This is a genomic window from Pantoea sp. JKS000250, from assembly GCF_003201065.1.
GTDB lineage: Bacteria > Pseudomonadota > Gammaproteobacteria > Enterobacterales > Enterobacteriaceae > Pantoea > Pantoea vagans.
Genome location: NZ_QICZ01000001.1, coordinates 3,661,500 through 3,676,915 on the forward strand (window position 1 = coordinate 3,661,500; position 15,416 = coordinate 3,676,915).

Below are 15,416 nucleotides of genomic sequence, written 5' to 3' on the forward strand. Positions count from 1 at the left end.
GTTGTACGCTGAGCAAATCGGATTAACGGTGGTTGAACCAGTTAAGCCAGCGGAGCGCCCAGGGACGTTGCGGCACGTCCGGCTGGTTAAACAGGCTAATGCGTTCCTGGATGGTATTCAGCAGGCAGTCGCCCTGACCATCTTCAGTACTCCAGATTTTACCAGTCAGGAGCGGCAGCGCTTCATCAGCACGGTCGATCGCCCAGATATGGAAGCGACCCTGTTCAACCGCTGTCACAACCGCCTGGTTAAGACTGAGATGACGCACGTTGCAGGAAGGAATAATCACACCCTGCTGACCCGTCAACTCACGCTGATGACAGATATCAAAGAAGCCTTCGATCTTCTCATTCAGTCCGCCAACCGGTTGTACGTTGCCAAATTGATCGACTGAGCCAGTCACGGCGATTTGCTGATTGATCGGCTGATTCGCCAGTGCGCTGATTAAGGCACAGAGTTCAGCCAGCGAAGCGCTATCACCGTCGACCTCGGAATAAGATTGCTCAAAGACCATCGAGGCTGAGAAGGGCAGTTGCTGATCGAGTTCCAGCTCGGCGATCAGAAATGCCTGCATGATCATCATGCCTTTAGCATGAATGTTGCCGCCCAGCTCCGCTTTGCGCTCAATATCCATGAACTCGCCATCGCCGGGATGAACCACGCAGGTAATACGAGAAGGATCACCCCAGGCACGGGGATGACCAGGATATTCCACCACCGACAGGCCGTTAATCTGACCGACCACCTCGCCTTCGGTTTCAATCAGAATCTGTCGCAGCAGGATCTCATCACGCATCCGTTCATTGAGATAATTCTCGCGCCACAAGCGCGCTTCAAGCGCATCACGCAGCGCTTCGGCATCAAGTGCATCGCCCATCAGGGCCGACTCGCGCATCTGACGCTGCAGCCAGCGCGGGCAGAGTGGCAGCGTATCCTGCTCGCCGCTGTAACGGACGCTTTCTTTAATCAGCTCTGGCCAGAAGTCCGCTTCCGGCAGGGGCAGGCCCGCCTGTTGCGCCAGTTCAGCACTCCAGCGACACCAGGCCAGCATGTCATCTTCATCCAGAACCTGAATGTTCTCTTCAAATTCAGTATAGATGGCCATTTCATGCGCTTCAGGGTCGAGTTCCTGAAAATCCGCCAGCGCTTCCCGGTCGCCACACAGGACCAGGTTAAGATTGAGTGGTAACGGAGGAATCGAGACAGGCAGTGGCCGGCGTTCATCCTGAGATGTCCACTCAACATAGCCTTGCTCAATACACTTTTTCAGGCGCAGCCAGAGAATCGGCTGCGTCAGCAGGCTACGCAGTGACAGTACCAGCGTGCCGCCATTGGCGCGATGGATAAGCCCTGGCTCGAGCTGGATGCGATCTTTATACTGGCGCACGCAGCCAAATAACTGCTCCATCTCAATCCACTCAGCAAAGTGAATACCACCCTGACTGGTGAATGGGCGTTGCGGATCGGAAGGAGGCTGAAGCGTGACGTTGTCAGCCATGATATGGTAATCACCGCCGGACAGAGTGGTACTGTCAGTCATGACCCGCTGCGCGGCCTGAACGATAAAGGTCAGATAATCGCGATTCTCCTGGCTTCGAACCAGCAGTAACGGGAATCCCTGCGTCTGGTGATGTAAATGCGCCAGCGCATTCAGCAACCGGGGCTGTACCGTTGCCAGAGCATCAGTTTCTTCATCAGCAATTCGGGAGAAAACGGATTGGTATTGTGCGCTATCCGGCTGTAAGGTCTGCCACGTAAGTTGAGTGCTGGTCAAAATAATCGCATTTGTCTGTTTTAAGAAAAGCGAGATTATACAGGATTCACCCTTGTTAAGCACTGCAGACTTCCTGTTGAAGATGTGATGATGGCAGCATGTTTTTCGTTGCTGCATCCGGGAAAAAAGCTGTTATTCTTAGCCCGTTACGTGATCACGATGAGATTCCGATGAAATACCAGCAACTCGAAAATCTTGAATGTGGATGGAAGTGGAAATACCTGGTGAAAAAACATCGGGAAGGTGAACTGATCACGCGTCACCTTGAGTTAAGCGCGGCGCAGGCGGCAGTGGATAAACTGCTGGCGATGGAAAACAATCCGGTGACGGTGAATGAGTGGATTGCAGAGCATATTCATTACGATCTTGATAACCGACTGAAGCAGACCATCCGTGCCCGGCGGAAACGCCATTTCAATGCTGAACATCAGCACACCCGAAAAAAATCGATAGACCTGGAGTATCTGGTCTGGCAGCGGCTGGCAGGTCTGGCTCAGCGGCGCGGCTGTACGCTTTCAGAAACGATTGTTCAGCTGATAGAAGATGCGGAACGCAAAGAGAAATATGCTACTCAGATGTCGAGTCTGAAGCAGGATTTGCAGGCGATTCTGGGTAAATCGGGTTCAGAGAGCGAGTAAGCGGGCAGGGGATTTCAGAGTGTGTGCGCTGACAGAACGATTACTGGCATAAAAAAACCCCGCCTTAGCGGGGTTTTTTATGACGTGTGAACTTAAGCCTGTGGCTGAGTTACAACGTCTTTGATGCCTTTAACATCGATTTCTACACGACGGTCCGGAGACAGGCAATCGATCAGGGCATTACGGCCTTTCACGCTGTCACAGGTGTTGCCGGTAACTGGGTTAGATTTACCCATGCCACGTGCAGAGATCTTGTTAGAAGGGATACCTTTAGATACCAGGTAATCTACGACTGACTGAGCACGTTTCTCAGACAGTTTCTGGTTGTACTGCTCTGAACCGATGCGATCGGTGAAGCCCAGTACGACAACGGAACCATCTTTAGGATCCATTGAGCTCAGCTGGCTGTACAGCTGATCCAGAGCCTGCTGGCCTTCTGGCTTCAGGGTAGATTTATTGAAGGTGAACAGAACGTCAGACTTCAGAGTGAAACGCTTGGTTTCAACAACTGGAGCTGGTGCTGGAGCCGGAGCTGGAGCCGGAGCAGCGACGTCATCCTGACCGAAGCGGTATGAAACGCCTACGCTCAGCATGCCATTGTCTGGACGGGTACCAACGGTCTGTGCATCACCGATGTTATTAACCCACTGGTAATCCAGACGGGTAGCCCAGTTTTTGGTCAGTGCATATTCAACACCAACTGCAGCCAGCGGAGATACGCCGGTGTCGTGGTCGCTGATGCGGCCAGTAGTTGGGTTAGTCTGCGTTGCATCTGCGCGCCATACCATGCCGCCCAGACGAGTATACACGTCCAGATCGTCATAGATTGGGTAGCTCAGTTTAGCAGCCAGCTGAACGCCTTGTGCTTTGAATGCGCCGTTAGTCACAGTACCTTTATTAGGCATGCGGCCCAGCCAGTCATAGCCCAGCTCGAAGCCCAGGTATGGGTTTGCCTGATAACCAACGAACGCACCTGCGCCCAGCTGGCTTTCATGAGTTGGACCGTTGTTGTTCTCGTAACCGTTACCGTAGTAACCAGTGTCGTGATACTGAGACCAGCCCAGTTTAGCACCGGTGTACCAGGTGTCATCTTTCGGAGCGGCCTGCGCTACGGTAGCGAAGCCAGCCAGTGCCACTGCAATTGCGATAGCTGTCTTTTTCATTTTGCGCCTCGTTATCATCCAAATAGGCAATGAGCAAAAAGGTTGCTCTTGGTTTAAATCCTTCGCCGGGTCAAAACGCTCGCTTATGACTCTACCGCAAAAAACGGAGGTTATTGAGCACCCTGGCGAGATAAAGTCTACAACGAGATTGGAAACTTACAAGTATGATGTGAGGCGCTTCTGTAAAAAAACAGCGATTTATACACAATTTCTAACAATTAGCCTGGTAGTATTGTCGCGGCAAAAAGCCTTAAAAACCTGCTAAACCATTGTCACAGCTCGAACTAACAGAATCAGTGGTTTAGCGACGACAGATAAGAAAAATAGCTTGGGAAACTTCTGATTTTTACTTAATGAAACAAATCCGACTGAATTTTTATCGCACTTTGCGGTCTGAGAGGCGCTTCCGATGTCCCGCTTGCCCGCAAAATCAAACCCAGCGCCTCACCCTCTGCCGCCGCATTTTCAAGTTGACGGCGCTCATCTTCGTCAAGGTCATAAGGAATCCATGCCAGAACGACACTGTAATTTCCTGTGCGTAGTGCCTTGACCATCGCCTCCACCGCATTCAGACGTTCAGAATCGGCGATATGCATACTTTTATCCAGCGGTAATCCCGACTCCTGCATCCAGGTGCGATTCAGTTTATGTGCCGGTGTTAGCCACAACTGCCAGCGTGATTGCTGACTCAGCTGTTGTAATAATGGCAACAACAGCATCTGCATCATACCGGGCTGCTCACTGCAGCGTAACTCAGTAATTCCACCGCCCTGAGAGGCCGGAACGGAAGAGGACGCGTAATGATGAGCATAGCGTGCATTATCAGGATGTTGGGTTCGCATAAGTTAATCACCAGCAGTTGACTGTATGAATATACAGTACTGTCATCCTGGATAAAGATCAACCCAAATTTCTGAAAACGCCTCGCAAAAACGCGACAAGATTAGTTGAAGCACTATTTATTCATTGAACCAGCTGACACTTTTTTCTATCTTCTAATTACCTGATACTCAAGGTAATTTAAGAAATATTTCTGACATGGAGGTGGTGCAATGAAAAAGGTGAACCCAGTCGTAGAGCGCTCCAGAACGCGTCTGGCCCCGTTGGGACCGATAGAGTCCCGCACCCAGTTTGGGGGGTACGCTCTGGCTGTCGAAAGTGTGGTTTTTGCCTTAATTAATAAAGACGAACTCTATCTGCGGGCCAGTGAACCCCTGCGCGAGTATATTGCCGATCGCCCGCTGCAACCCTTAATTTTTCGCAAGCGGGGAAAACTGGTCAGCCTCAATTACTTTCGGGTTGATGAGGCATTATGGCGCGATTCTGACCATCTGCTGGCGCTCTCTGCCGCCTCTTTAGAGACGGCGCAGCTGGAGTTGCAGGACAGGCAAGCCTCTCCGCGGCTGAAAGATTTGCCTAATCTCAGCGTGCGCTTGGAAATGATGCTCTTTGAAGCGGGCGTGATGAGCGTCAATCATCTCTATCAGATAGGGGCCAAACAGTGCTGGCTGAAGCTAAAAGCGATCAACCAGCACGTGGGGTTTCAGACATTACTGGCACTGCAGGGGGCTATTATGGGCCACCATGCGGCTGCGCTGCCGCAGGCAACCCGGGCGGAGCTGAATGCATGGTTCCAGCGCACGCTTTTATCAAACCCGGACTTCAGAAGCAGTGACAGCTAGTCAGTAATAAGCGTGCGGCGCAGGCGAGCCACATCGGGCATTAATGCCACCAGCAGACCGAGTTGCTGGAGCACCAGCGGCGCACGCGTATCTGCATCTGCAGCCAGCTGGCTGATTCGCTGAGCCAGTTGCTGGCGCATCGCTTCAACATGTTCATCGCTGACCACGTCCGTCTGGAGCACATCTTCGACATAGCAAACCGTATCATCCAGTAAGGTGAGCAGGTCCGGCGCAGTAATTTTATCGCGGTGAGCGCCCAGCGCGGAAATGTAGCTCAGAAATGAGTGATTGGAGCAGAGCAACTGAAAAGCTGACTCACGCAGCTTCTGGCTGGTGCGACTTTCACTGCTCATGTTTGAGACGACAGAGGCGAGTTCAGCATCCGCATTATGCGCATCACGGCGGGCGATACGATAGGCAAGCCGGTTATCTTTACCCTGGTGATATTGCTCCATGATTGCATCCAGATAGCGACAGTTCGCTTTCAGAGTTCGCTCTGCCACCGCTGGCAGTTGACGAAAGCGCCAGTCAGGCCAGATAAAGGCGACAGCCAGCCAGGCCAGACCACAACCGAGTAAGGTATCCACGACGCGGGGCAGGGCGACTTCAAACCCTTCACCCAACAGGTTAAAGCAAAGCAGCACCAGCAGAGTGATAAACAGCGTAGCCTGCGCATACTGCACCTGTCTGAAAGCGAAGAACAGCACGCCGGTAATCACAATCAGGATTAACTGCCCTTCAATGGAGGGTACCAGCCATAAAACGGGTAAACCAATCGCAATCCCCGCCAGCGTTCCGCCGATGCGCAAGGCAAGACGTCGCTGCGTTGCGTTATAGTTGGGCTGGCAGACAAACAGGCTGGTCAGCAAAATCCAGTATCCCCGCTCCAGTCCGGTTATCTGAATGAAGCCGTATCCAATACAGAGCACCACTGACATGCGAACCGCATGCCGGAACAGCGCCGACGCGGGAGAGAGATGACGGCTGAAGCGCAGCCGGATATCACTCCAGCCACTTAACCCTTCGCGCGACAGCAAATTGTCACTGTGCTGTGGATCTTCCCCGGCCAGCGTCTGCTCTGATTCAATGGAAGCAAGCTGTGCGTCAATGGCGCGCAGGTTACGCAACAGCCAGAACAGCGCGCGGGTATGCGGGGCCTCAGGCTCATGCTGCTCAAGCCGTTCAATCGCTTTCTGCAAACGTTCGAACGCGCGCTCAAAGCGGCTGTCATGTACCCATCTTTCACGCATCAGGATGCAATGAGCCAACTGGCGACAGGCCTGTGCCTGCATATTCAGCAGGCGCTGAAAGCGAAACAGAATTTCGTTATAGCGCCAGTCGCCGCGCAGCAGGTGATATTGCAGATGAGAAGAGCTGGCGCGTTCATGAATATCCTGCGCTACAAAATAGTAGTGCAGACTGCGACGGGTGCCGCGCGACCCGCGATCGCCGCGCAGGCGACTCTGCAATGTCGTTTTGGTGAGGTTGAGCTGCGCCACCAACTGGCTGTTCACCATCGCTGCATCGATAAACGCCGCATCATCCTGCTCGCCCGCATCGGGATCGAACAGATTCGCCTTGGCATCAAGGTAGCGCGCCAGTTGTGAAAAGCTTCCTGCCAACTGTTCCTGGACCGGCCGGACCGGGAACATCAGATGACCCAGCAGGGTCAGTAGGTTGTACCACAGCGCACCGACCAGCAGCAGCATCGGCTGCATGTACCACTGGCTGAACAGCCCAATGCCGAGCATGGTATAGACCGCAATCAGCAGCGCACCAAAAGCGATAGTGGCGTAGCGCTGCCCCAGGGCACCCAGCAAAATAAAGCCCCAGGTCGAAATCGCCAGACCGATAATAAAAGCGAACGGCCAGGGAAACAGCAGCTCTACGGAAACCGAGGCGAAGCAGAAGCAGAGCAGGGTAATCAGCAGATTCTTCAGACGACCGGCCAGGCGATCATCAAGATCGGCCAGCGCAGCCGCGACCACCCCCAGCGTCAGGGGGATCGTCCACTCAATCTGATGCAGCCACCAGGGGATGGCAGCGCAGCCACTCAGCGCAAACAGGATCCGCAGCAGATAGCGCCAGGTACTGTTAAACAGATATTTCCGCCAGCCTGGCACGGCATCTGACATCGTATTAATAGCGACGGGCATTGGCTTCGCGCGCAGCACGCGCCTCTTCCACTGACACCACCCGGCGGCCAACCGGCCAGAGCGCGATGGCGGCGATCTTAAAGTTCGCAATCCCCACCGGAATACCAATGATGCTGATGCACTGCACAATCCCGACGGAGATATGCGAAAGGCAGAGCCACCAGCCGAAGAAAATCAGCCAGAAGATATTCAGGAAGGTCCCGCCGGTATTCATTATGTGGCTCTTACTTTCAGGGCGCAGCACATCAACATGTACCGCCTCGTTGCCAAATGGCAGCAGTGAAAGTTTGGTAATTTCCCAGCATGAGCGGGTCAGCGGCAGGGTAAAAACCAGCACGATGCTGATTAGGGTGGCAAACAGCCAGCTCAGGGTGGTGAAAAAGCCGCCCAGGACAAAGTTAAGAATATTTAAAACGGTGCGCATGATCTTCTTTTCCTTTTGCATTCCGCAAGATGTGACGCCAAGTTTAGCCTGTTTTAAGGCTGGAGCGCCAAGGGTCTGACAGGTAAACTCCCCCTAATCCTGTTATCTGACGTTGGTGTCGGCGTGGAACTGAAAGCAACCTCAATGGGCAAACGGCTTGCCCAGCATCCTTATAACCGTGTTCGTCTGCTGACAGCGGGTGTCGAAGTCAGTGGCGATAAGCATGAGTATCTGATCCCCTTTAACCAGTTACTGGATATTGCCTGCAAGCGCGGGCTGGTATGGGGCGAGCTGGAATTTTTGCTGGCCGATGAAAAGGTGGTCCGGCTGCACGGAACGGAATGGCAGGAGACGCAGCGCTTTCATCACTATCTGCTGCAGGCCTGGCAGAACTGGAGTCTGGAGATGAGTGCGGTGTGCCGCGAGGTGCTCCAGTCACTGCGCGACGAAATCGGAACGTTTAGCGCGCAGGATCGCTGGCTGAATCGCCACGAGCTGCAGGCGCTGAAGACAAAGATTCTCAAACAGTTCGACGCGTTACCGATGCCGCTCACCCGCTTAAACGATTTTCCTGACTGCCGCGATAATCTGGCATTTTGCCAGCGCTGGCTGGATCAGGGTGAGTCGGCCCTGAGGCAGCGAAACCGCGACTGGACTGCCGCCATGCTGACCCGCTATCAGTCGTTCTTCGCCAGCGTCGAGAGCACACCACTCAATCAGTCGCAGTGTGAGGCGGTGGTTAATGGCGAGGATTCTCTGCTGGTGCTGGCCGGTGCGGGCAGCGGTAAAACCTCTGTGCTGGTGGCCCGTGCAGGCTGGTTAATGGAGCGCAGACTGGCCAGCGCCGATCAAATTCTGTTGCTGGCGTTTGGCCGCCAGGCGGCTGAAGAGATGAACGCACGTATTCAGTCCCGGCTCTCTGCGGGTGACATCCAGGCACGGACTTTCCATTCTCTGGCTCTGCATATTATTCGTGAAGGCAGCAATAAGCAGCCGGTTATCAGTAAGCTCGAGAGCGATGCGGATGCGCGTCGTACGCTGCTACTCAGGGAGTGGCGGCAGCAGTGCCATGAGAAAAAGGCGATGGCAAACGGCTGGCGTCAGTGGCTCCGTGACGAACTGGAGTGGGAGGTACCGGAAGGGCCATTCTGGGAGGACGAGAGGCTGGCAAACCGGCTGGCGTCACGTCTGGAGCGCTGGCTCGGTCTGATGCGCATGCATGGCGGCGCACAGGCGGCCATGATCGCAGATGTGCCGGTAGAGATTCGGGATCACTTCAGTAAACGCATCAAACTGATGGCACCCCTGCTGAAAGCGTGGAAAAGCGCGCTGAAAGAGGAGGGCGCGGTCGATTTTTCAGGACTGATTCACCAGGCCATTGCGATTCTGGAAAAAGGACGGTTTATCAGTCCGTGGAAACACATTCTGGTGGATGAATTCCAGGATATCTCGCCTCAACGTGCCGCATTGCTCAGCGCACTACGCCAGCAAAATAAGCGCACCGCGCTGTTTGCGGTTGGCGATGACTGGCAGGCTATTTATCGCTTCAGTGGTGCAGAGATGACGCTGACCACCGCATTTCATCATTACTTCGGTGAGGGCGATCGGTGCGTGCTGGACACCACCTACCGCTTTAACGACCGCATTGGTGACATTGCTAACCGGTTTATCCAGCAGAATCCGCAGCAGCTGGCAAAACCGCTGAACAGCGTCACCAAGGGCAATAAAAAGTCGATTTCGCTGCTGGCGGAGGATCAGCTGGAAGCCCTGCTCAACAAACTCAGCGGTTACGCGAAGCCTGATGAGCGGATTCTGCTACTGGCGCGCTATCACTATCTGCGACCGGAATTACTGGATAAAGCCAGAACCCGCTGGCCGAAACTTAATCTGGAATTTATGACAATCCATGCCAGCAAAGGTCAGCAGGCGGATTACGTTATTCTGGTGGGATTGCAGCAGGGTAAAGAGGGCTTCCCGGCGGAAGTACGCGAGTCGATTATCGAACAGGGCCTGTTACCACAGCCCGAAGCATTTCCGGATGCGGAAGAGCGCCGTCTGGCCTATGTGGCGCTGACGCGCGCGCGTCAGCAGGTCTTTCTGATGTTTGATAAGGCCGCGCCGTCCTCGTTTGTCGATCACTTCCGCGAACTGGGCGTATCCGTACTGCGTAAAGCCTGAGTTATTTCAGACGATCGGCCAGATAGCGCTGATAGTCGGGGATCATAATCTCAACGTTTTGCGCAAACAGTGGCGACTGAATAATAAAATCCGCTGTGGAGCGGTTCGTGGCGACCGGGATATTCCAGACGGTCGCCAGACGCAGCAGAGCTTTCACATCCGGATCGTGCGGCACGGCGTTGAGCGGATCCCAGAAAAAAATCAGCACATCAATTTTTCCTTCCGAGATCAGCGCGCCGACCTGCTGATCGCCACCCATCGGGCCGCTCAGCATGGCTGTCACATTCAGACCGGTATGACGATTGATCAGATTTCCGGTGGTGCCGGTCGCATAGAGGATGTGTGGTTCAAGTGCGGGCTGGTTTTGTTTAACCCAGTCAAGCAGGGCAGTTTTGCAGTGGTCATGGGCGACCAGCGCAATATGTTTTGTGGTGCCAAGGGTACGAAAGGTCTGTTCCATAAAAGCGTCCTGATAAGGCTCATGCGCAAGAAGAGAAAGCACGAGTTTACCTCTGGCCCTTTAATGCTATCAACTCGTACGCAGCATTTTGACCAGTGTCAGAAATTGCTGACGCGTAGCTTCATCGAAGCGGTGAAACCAGCGATGCAGCGAATGCAGTTCGGCCTGGGTTGTCCAGTCCAGATCGGCGGTGAGGCGGGAAGAAGAGGGCGTAGCAGAAGCGGAATTTGCAAACCGGGGTACAGAGGCAATCTGATGGGTGCGATTGTAACTCAGCATCGCTTTTTCCATATCCGCTGTCGCGGTGGCCGGCAGGTGGTCACGCACGCTGGTGATCTCATTGCCTTTCTCATCCACCAGCTGAAAATTCAGACTGCGGTCAAAATGATAACGCTCACGTTTTGTCTCCAGCGCAGGCAACCGGATGGTGATGGTTTTGGCCACGGCAGTAAAGGTGACGATCATCGGCGCAGACTGATAAGCGATCACACTCTCTTTCTGCCCTTTGCGCTGCTGCTCTACCCGGAACAGAAACTGATGCTGACCGCGATCCAGCTCTAAGCTATCTGCTCCTTTGAGGAGCGAGCCTGAAATTTTTCGACCATCCAGCACCAACAGATCGATTTGGGGATCGAGCTTTAATGTGATGGCAGAACAGGACGCCGAAACAAGGAGTGTAAGTAACCCCGTTACGGCCAGCGACAGCTTCATTTCAACTCCGGTAAGTGGTGACGCAATGATGATGTGTAGCAAATTCTTACATTATGGCAGTTAATTTACATTTAAACATATTTATTCGTGCGCGGGTTCAATTAATTTCGTCAGGGACTTAACGGTTAAAGCATGCGCCAAACTACACTCAACACTGACCTGAAAGGAGATAAAGATGAACGACCAGACAATTCGCGATGTGCTGACGCGCACCCAACGTATCGCCTTAGTAGGGGCAAGCGATCGTCCCGACCGTCCCAGTTATGGTGTGATGAAATATCTGCTCGATCAGGGCTATGAGGTGATCCCGGTCAGCCCAAAACTGGCCGGCCAAACCCTGCTGGGACAGCAGGCTTACGCCAGCCTGGCGGAAGTACCGGGCGAGATTGATATGGTAGATGTCTTTCGAAATTCAGAAGCCGCGTGGGGCGTGGCGCAGGAAGCCATTGCCGCAGGGGCAAAAACATTGTGGCTGCAGCTGGGTGTGATTAATGAGCAGGCGGCGGTACTGGCACAGGATGCAGGCATGACGGTGATTATGGATCGCTGCCCGAAGATTGAGATTCCGCGTCTGGGGATAACGCGTTAAAAATTAGCGTGGCGGCAGAGCGTGCCGCCACAGATTAATGCCGCAGATGAGGTGCCTGTAATTGCTGACGTACTGATGCTGCCAGCTCATCCATTGATGGCTGCTCAGGATGCTCAATGCTGGTTTCACCAGAAAGCTGAATTTCGGCAACATAGGTATGCACCTGATCGCCTTCCTCATCTTCCATCACCACATGGTACCAGGGCGCAGTGCGCATTTTCTCTTCCGCGCCAACCTCTTCAATTTTAGGCTCATCTAACGAGTATTCAGGATCGACATCCACAATAACGCCCAGAACGCCGGACAAACGATGACGAACCTGCTGACCAATACCAAATTTACTGGCAATCATAGTGACCTCCGAAAAAAGCTCTCTTTCCAATATGGGGGCAGGAGCTGATTTTTCAAGTCACATCACGCGGCAGGCGAAACCTTTCAGATAGAGACCTTCCGGATAGCTGGCGATGACCGGATGATCTGCTGCCTGCCGGAACTGCTCAATAAACTGCACTTCGCGGCCCGCATCCAGCGCCGCATCGGCGATGATCTTCTGGAACAGATCGGTGGCCATCAGACCGGAACAGGAGAAAGTCAGCAGCACGCCACCTGGGTTCAGCAGCTGAATGGCAAGCATATTGATGTCTTTATAGCCGCGACAGGCACCCATTAACTGGCTTTTGTTTTCGACGAACTTTGGCGGATCCATAATGATCAGATCAAATTTCTCACCGCTGTCACGGTAGCGGCGCAGCAGTTTGAACACATCATCACGCTCAAAGCGTGCACGGGAAAGATCCAGCTCATTCAGTTCAACGTTCTGACGGGCAACGTCCAGCGCTTCCTGTGAGGTATCGACGCTGATCACTTCTTTACTGCCGCCCATCAGCGCAGAAACTGCGAACCCGCCGGTATAAGAGAAGCAGTTAAGCACGCGGGCATCCTGCGCGTAACGACGCGTGGCAAGACGGCTGTCACGCTGATCGAGGTAATAACCGGTTTTGTGGCCGCCCTGGATATCAACCAGCAGCTTCATGCCATGCTCGGTAATCGGCAGCAGTGGCGGGGGCAGTTCACCGGTGACGGTGCCCTGCGTCAGCTCCAGCCCCTCTTTCTTACGCACAGCGACGTCAGACCGGTCATAGATGGCACAATCAGGGAAGCACTGTTGCAGGGCAGTGATGATCGCCGCGCGCTGATATTCCGCGCCTGCCGAGAGCAGCTGAAGCACTAAAAAGTTGCCAAAGCGATCGATGGTGACGCCCGGTAAACCATCTGATTCACCAGCGATCAGGCGATAGCTATCCAGACCATCGCGGGCCGCCAGCCATTTGCGCCACTGTTGCGCCTGTTCAAAACGGCGCACAAAGAAGGCGATATCGATGGATTCATTGGCCTGCCAGCTCCAGACGCGGGCGCGGATCTGCGACTCGGGCGAATAAGCGGCACGCGCCAGCCATTTACCGTTGCTGTCACACACGTCAATGGTTTCACCCAGTTGCGCTTTACCTTCCAGACGTGCAACGGCACCTGAAAAGACCCATGGATGGCGACGGAGCAGGGACTTTTCACGTCCCTTTGCGAGAATCAATCTGACTGTCATAGTTTGCTATGCTTACCTGAAAAAATGAGGCGCCATTGTCCGGTGGATAACGGGAAATTGCAACGAACAGCAGCAGGAGAGAATAATGTCAGCAGCCTGTTTTAAAGCATGGGTTCATGGCCGCGTCCAGGGCGTCGGGTTTCGTTACAGTACGCAGGCCGAAGCCAGAACCCTGGGCGTACTGGGCTACGCGCGAAATCTGGATGACGGCTGCGTTGAGGTGCTGGCCTGGGGCGAGGCGGAGCAGGTCGAGGCACTGATTGCCTGGCTTAAAGCGGGCGGACCCCGCAGTGCGCGCGTGGATAAGGTGCTGGTGGAGCCACACCAGCCCGCAGAACCGCCCCGCGATTTTAAAACCGGTTAACTACAGGCATTTCGCCGGTTTAGGCAGACCGGCGATTTTCGTCGCCTGTTTAGCGGGGCCTTCCGGGAAGAGGCGAAACAGGTAGCGGCTGTTGCCTTTCTCTTCCCCATACTTCTGTGCCATTGCCTTTACCAGCATCCGCACGGCAGGTGAGGTGTTAAATTCCAGATAAAAGGCGCGCACGAAATGGACCACTTCCCAGTGTGCTTCAGTCATGGTAAGCCCTTCCTGTTCCGCGATGTGCGCCGCCAGCGCCTCACTCCAGTCGTCGATACTCTTCAGATAGCCTTCGGCATCGACGGCGATTTCGTTACCGTTAAAATTCACGTGACGTCCTCTCTATAAATGACGGCGCAGTTTAGCAAACCTGGCGGACAGTAAAAGCAAAAACCCCGCCGAAGCGGGGTTTTACAGGCTGACTGTCACTGCTGGTTAGTTGCTGCGGGCAAAACCCAGCAGGCTCAGCAGGCTGACGAAGATGTTATAGAGCGAAACATAGAGGCTGACCGTCGCCCGAATGTAGTTGGTTTCGCCACCATGAATGATGTTGCTGGTTTCCCACAAAATGGCACCTGCGGAGAACAGGATGAACAGGGCGCTGATAGCCAGATGCAGCGCAGGCAGCTGCAGGAAGATATTCGCGACCACCGCCACCAGCAGCACCACAAAGCCAGCCATCATCATGCCGCCCAGGAAGGACATGTCACGACGGGTCGTCAGCACGTAGGCAGAACAGCAGAAGAACACCAGCGCCGTACCGCCCAGTGCCAGCGCTATCACGTCGCCCATGCCTGCGGTCAGGAATGAACTCAGGATAGGACCCAGGCAATATCCCAGGAAGCCGGTAAACGCAAACGCGGCCAGAATACCCATCGGGCTGTTCGCCAGACGGTAGGTTAAAAACATCAAGCCATAAAAGCCGACCAGCATCAGAATCAGACCCGGCGCAGGCAGGGCCAGAAGGGTACTGGCTGTCGCCGTCATCGCGGAAAAGGCCAGGGTCAGTCCCAGCAGAAAATAGGTATTACGCAGAACTCTGTGCGTTGACAGCAGTGAGGACTGCGATGAGGTGACAATTCTTTCCATGTTGCGCTCCTTTAAGCAGAACACTAATCAGCAGAACACTAAATATGTGCCGAGAATACGCAGGCCATTAAAGAGGGAAAAGGCGTTTTACCCTTCTTTACGCGCTATTCTGCTAATTGTTTGAGCAGAGTGGCGATTTTCACAGCGAAAAATCACAATCTGGCTGTTTTTCAGGCGAATAAACAGATAGACGCTTTACATCGCTAAACGGGATGTTTATAGTGCGCGTCATTGCGGAGGGGTGGCCGAGCGGCTTAAGGCAGCGGTCTTGAAAACCGCCGATGGGAAACCATCCGAGAGTTCGAATCTCTCCTCCTCCGCCACTTTATCTGCCACGGGCAATAAAGCGGTAAAATCAGTAAGTTTACCGAAGCAGTACCGTTTCAAAACGGAGGGGTGGCCGAGCGGCTTAAGGCAGCGGTCTTGAAAACCGCCGATGGGAAACCATCCGAGAGTTCGAATCTCTCCTCCTCCGCCACATTTTACAGGCCAGCACATAGTGCTGGCCTGTTTCGTTTCTGCCATCCCTGTTTTTTCCTCCAGTCCGAAAAAAGCACGCCTCTTCAGATGACGCGTGGCTGCGCATTCATC

General features: G+C 53.9%; 16 protein-coding genes and 2 tRNA genes. 7 read left to right on the top strand and 11 right to left on the bottom strand.

What is annotated here, in order from left to right:
* Nucleotides 1-22: 22 nt before the first annotated feature.
* Nucleotides 23-1,891 carry an AAA family ATPase gene (locus BY447_RS17285; protein ID WP_110331646.1) on the bottom strand — a complete coding sequence of 623 codons (1,869 nt, stop codon included), beginning with the start codon at nucleotides 1,889-1,891 and terminating at the stop codon, nucleotides 23-25.
* A gap of 53 nt (nucleotides 1,892-1,944) precedes the next feature.
* Between BY447_RS17285 and matP the strand changes: the two genes are divergently transcribed.
* Entirely contained in the window at nucleotides 1,945-2,412 is a 468-nt protein-coding gene (matP, locus tag BY447_RS17290; RefSeq protein WP_146211000.1) for a macrodomain Ter protein MatP, read from the top strand.
* A gap of 92 nt (nucleotides 2,413-2,504) precedes the next feature.
* On the opposite strand, the gene ompA is transcribed toward matP, so the two are convergent.
* Together ompA and sulA are read right to left on the bottom strand one after the other, a co-directional pair.
* A complete protein-coding gene (gene ompA / locus BY447_RS17295; protein ID WP_013357354.1) occupies nucleotides 2,505-3,575 on the bottom strand; it encodes a porin OmpA in 1,071 nt (356 codons plus the stop codon).
* A 350-nt stretch (nucleotides 3,576-3,925) separates the two neighbouring features.
* Complete coding sequence (gene sulA / locus BY447_RS17300; RefSeq protein ID WP_013357355.1) at nucleotides 3,926-4,417, bottom strand: SOS-induced cell division inhibitor SulA; 492 nt, start codon at nucleotides 4,415-4,417, stop codon at nucleotides 3,926-3,928.
* 210 nt (nucleotides 4,418-4,627) lie between these two features.
* Between sulA and BY447_RS17305 the strand changes: the two genes are divergently transcribed.
* Nucleotides 4,628-5,257, top strand: coding sequence for a TfoX/Sxy family DNA transformation protein (locus BY447_RS17305; protein WP_110331648.1), 630 nt, complete (start codon nucleotides 4,628-4,630; stop codon nucleotides 5,255-5,257).
* Here the strand turns inward: BY447_RS17305 and yccS are convergent.
* The gene (yccS, locus tag BY447_RS17310) at nucleotides 5,254-7,413 is read right to left on the bottom strand and encodes a YccS family putative transporter (protein ID WP_110331649.1); all 2,160 of its coding nucleotides are present in this window, start codon (nucleotides 7,411-7,413) and stop codon (nucleotides 5,254-5,256) included. The genes BY447_RS17305 and yccS overlap by 4 nt on opposite strands.
* Nucleotides 7,397-7,837: a YccF domain-containing protein gene (locus BY447_RS17315; RefSeq protein WP_013357358.1), complete on the bottom strand. Its 441-nt coding sequence runs from the start codon at nucleotides 7,835-7,837 to the stop codon at nucleotides 7,397-7,399. The genes yccS and BY447_RS17315 overlap by 17 nt, the downstream gene beginning before the upstream one ends.
* Nucleotides 7,838-7,960: 123 nt before the next feature.
* Between BY447_RS17315 and helD the strand changes: the two genes are divergently transcribed.
* The gene (helD, locus tag BY447_RS17320) at nucleotides 7,961-10,015 is read left to right on the top strand and encodes a DNA helicase IV (RefSeq protein WP_110331650.1); all 2,055 of its coding nucleotides are present in this window, start codon (nucleotides 7,961-7,963) and stop codon (nucleotides 10,013-10,015) included.
* 1 nt (nucleotide 10,016) lies between these two features.
* Here helD and mgsA read toward each other — a convergent pair whose 3' ends face one another.
* The gene (mgsA, locus tag BY447_RS17325) at nucleotides 10,017-10,475 is read right to left on the bottom strand and encodes a methylglyoxal synthase (protein ID WP_033782546.1); all 459 of its coding nucleotides are present in this window, start codon (nucleotides 10,473-10,475) and stop codon (nucleotides 10,017-10,019) included.
* Between the two features lie 69 nt (nucleotides 10,476-10,544).
* A complete protein-coding gene (locus BY447_RS17330) occupies nucleotides 10,545-11,186 on the bottom strand; it encodes a DUF2057 family protein (RefSeq protein WP_110331651.1) in 642 nt (213 codons plus the stop codon).
* A gap of 175 nt (nucleotides 11,187-11,361) precedes the next feature.
* Between BY447_RS17330 and BY447_RS17335 the strand changes: the two genes are divergently transcribed.
* On the top strand, nucleotides 11,362-11,775 hold the full coding sequence (locus tag BY447_RS17335) for a CoA-binding protein (protein WP_033732185.1): 414 nt from the start codon (nucleotides 11,362-11,364) through the stop codon (nucleotides 11,773-11,775).
* 34 nt (nucleotides 11,776-11,809) lie between these two features.
* Here the strand turns inward: BY447_RS17335 and hspQ are convergent, their stop codons facing one another.
* A complete protein-coding gene (gene hspQ / locus BY447_RS17340) occupies nucleotides 11,810-12,127 on the bottom strand; it encodes a heat shock protein HspQ (protein ID WP_013357363.1) in 318 nt (105 codons plus the stop codon).
* A 57-nt stretch (nucleotides 12,128-12,184) separates the two neighbouring features.
* On the bottom strand, nucleotides 12,185-13,375 hold the full coding sequence (gene rlmI / locus BY447_RS17345) for a 23S rRNA (cytosine(1962)-C(5))-methyltransferase RlmI (protein WP_110331652.1): 1,191 nt from the start codon (nucleotides 13,373-13,375) through the stop codon (nucleotides 12,185-12,187).
* A gap of 85 nt (nucleotides 13,376-13,460) precedes the next feature.
* Between rlmI and yccX the strand changes: the two genes are divergently transcribed.
* Nucleotides 13,461-13,739, top strand: coding sequence for an acylphosphatase (gene yccX / locus BY447_RS17350; RefSeq protein WP_110331653.1), 279 nt, complete (start codon nucleotides 13,461-13,463; stop codon nucleotides 13,737-13,739).
* Here the strand turns inward: yccX and tusE are convergent, their stop codons facing one another.
* Together tusE and yccA are read right to left on the bottom strand one after the other, a co-directional pair.
* The gene (gene tusE / locus BY447_RS17355) at nucleotides 13,740-14,066 is read right to left on the bottom strand and encodes a sulfurtransferase TusE (protein WP_033732189.1); all 327 of its coding nucleotides are present in this window, start codon (nucleotides 14,064-14,066) and stop codon (nucleotides 13,740-13,742) included.
* 105 nt (nucleotides 14,067-14,171) lie between these two features.
* Nucleotides 14,172-14,825, bottom strand: coding sequence for an FtsH protease modulator YccA (gene yccA / locus BY447_RS17360; protein WP_110331654.1), 654 nt, complete (start codon nucleotides 14,823-14,825; stop codon nucleotides 14,172-14,174).
* A gap of 235 nt (nucleotides 14,826-15,060) precedes the next feature.
* Here yccA and BY447_RS17365 point away from each other — a divergent pair.
* Nucleotides 15,061-15,148 (top strand) — tRNA-Ser (locus tag BY447_RS17365).
* A 67-nt stretch (nucleotides 15,149-15,215) separates the two neighbouring features.
* Nucleotides 15,216-15,303: transfer RNA gene (locus BY447_RS17370), tRNA-Ser, on the top strand.
* The last annotated feature ends 113 nt before the right edge of the window (nucleotides 15,304-15,416 follow it).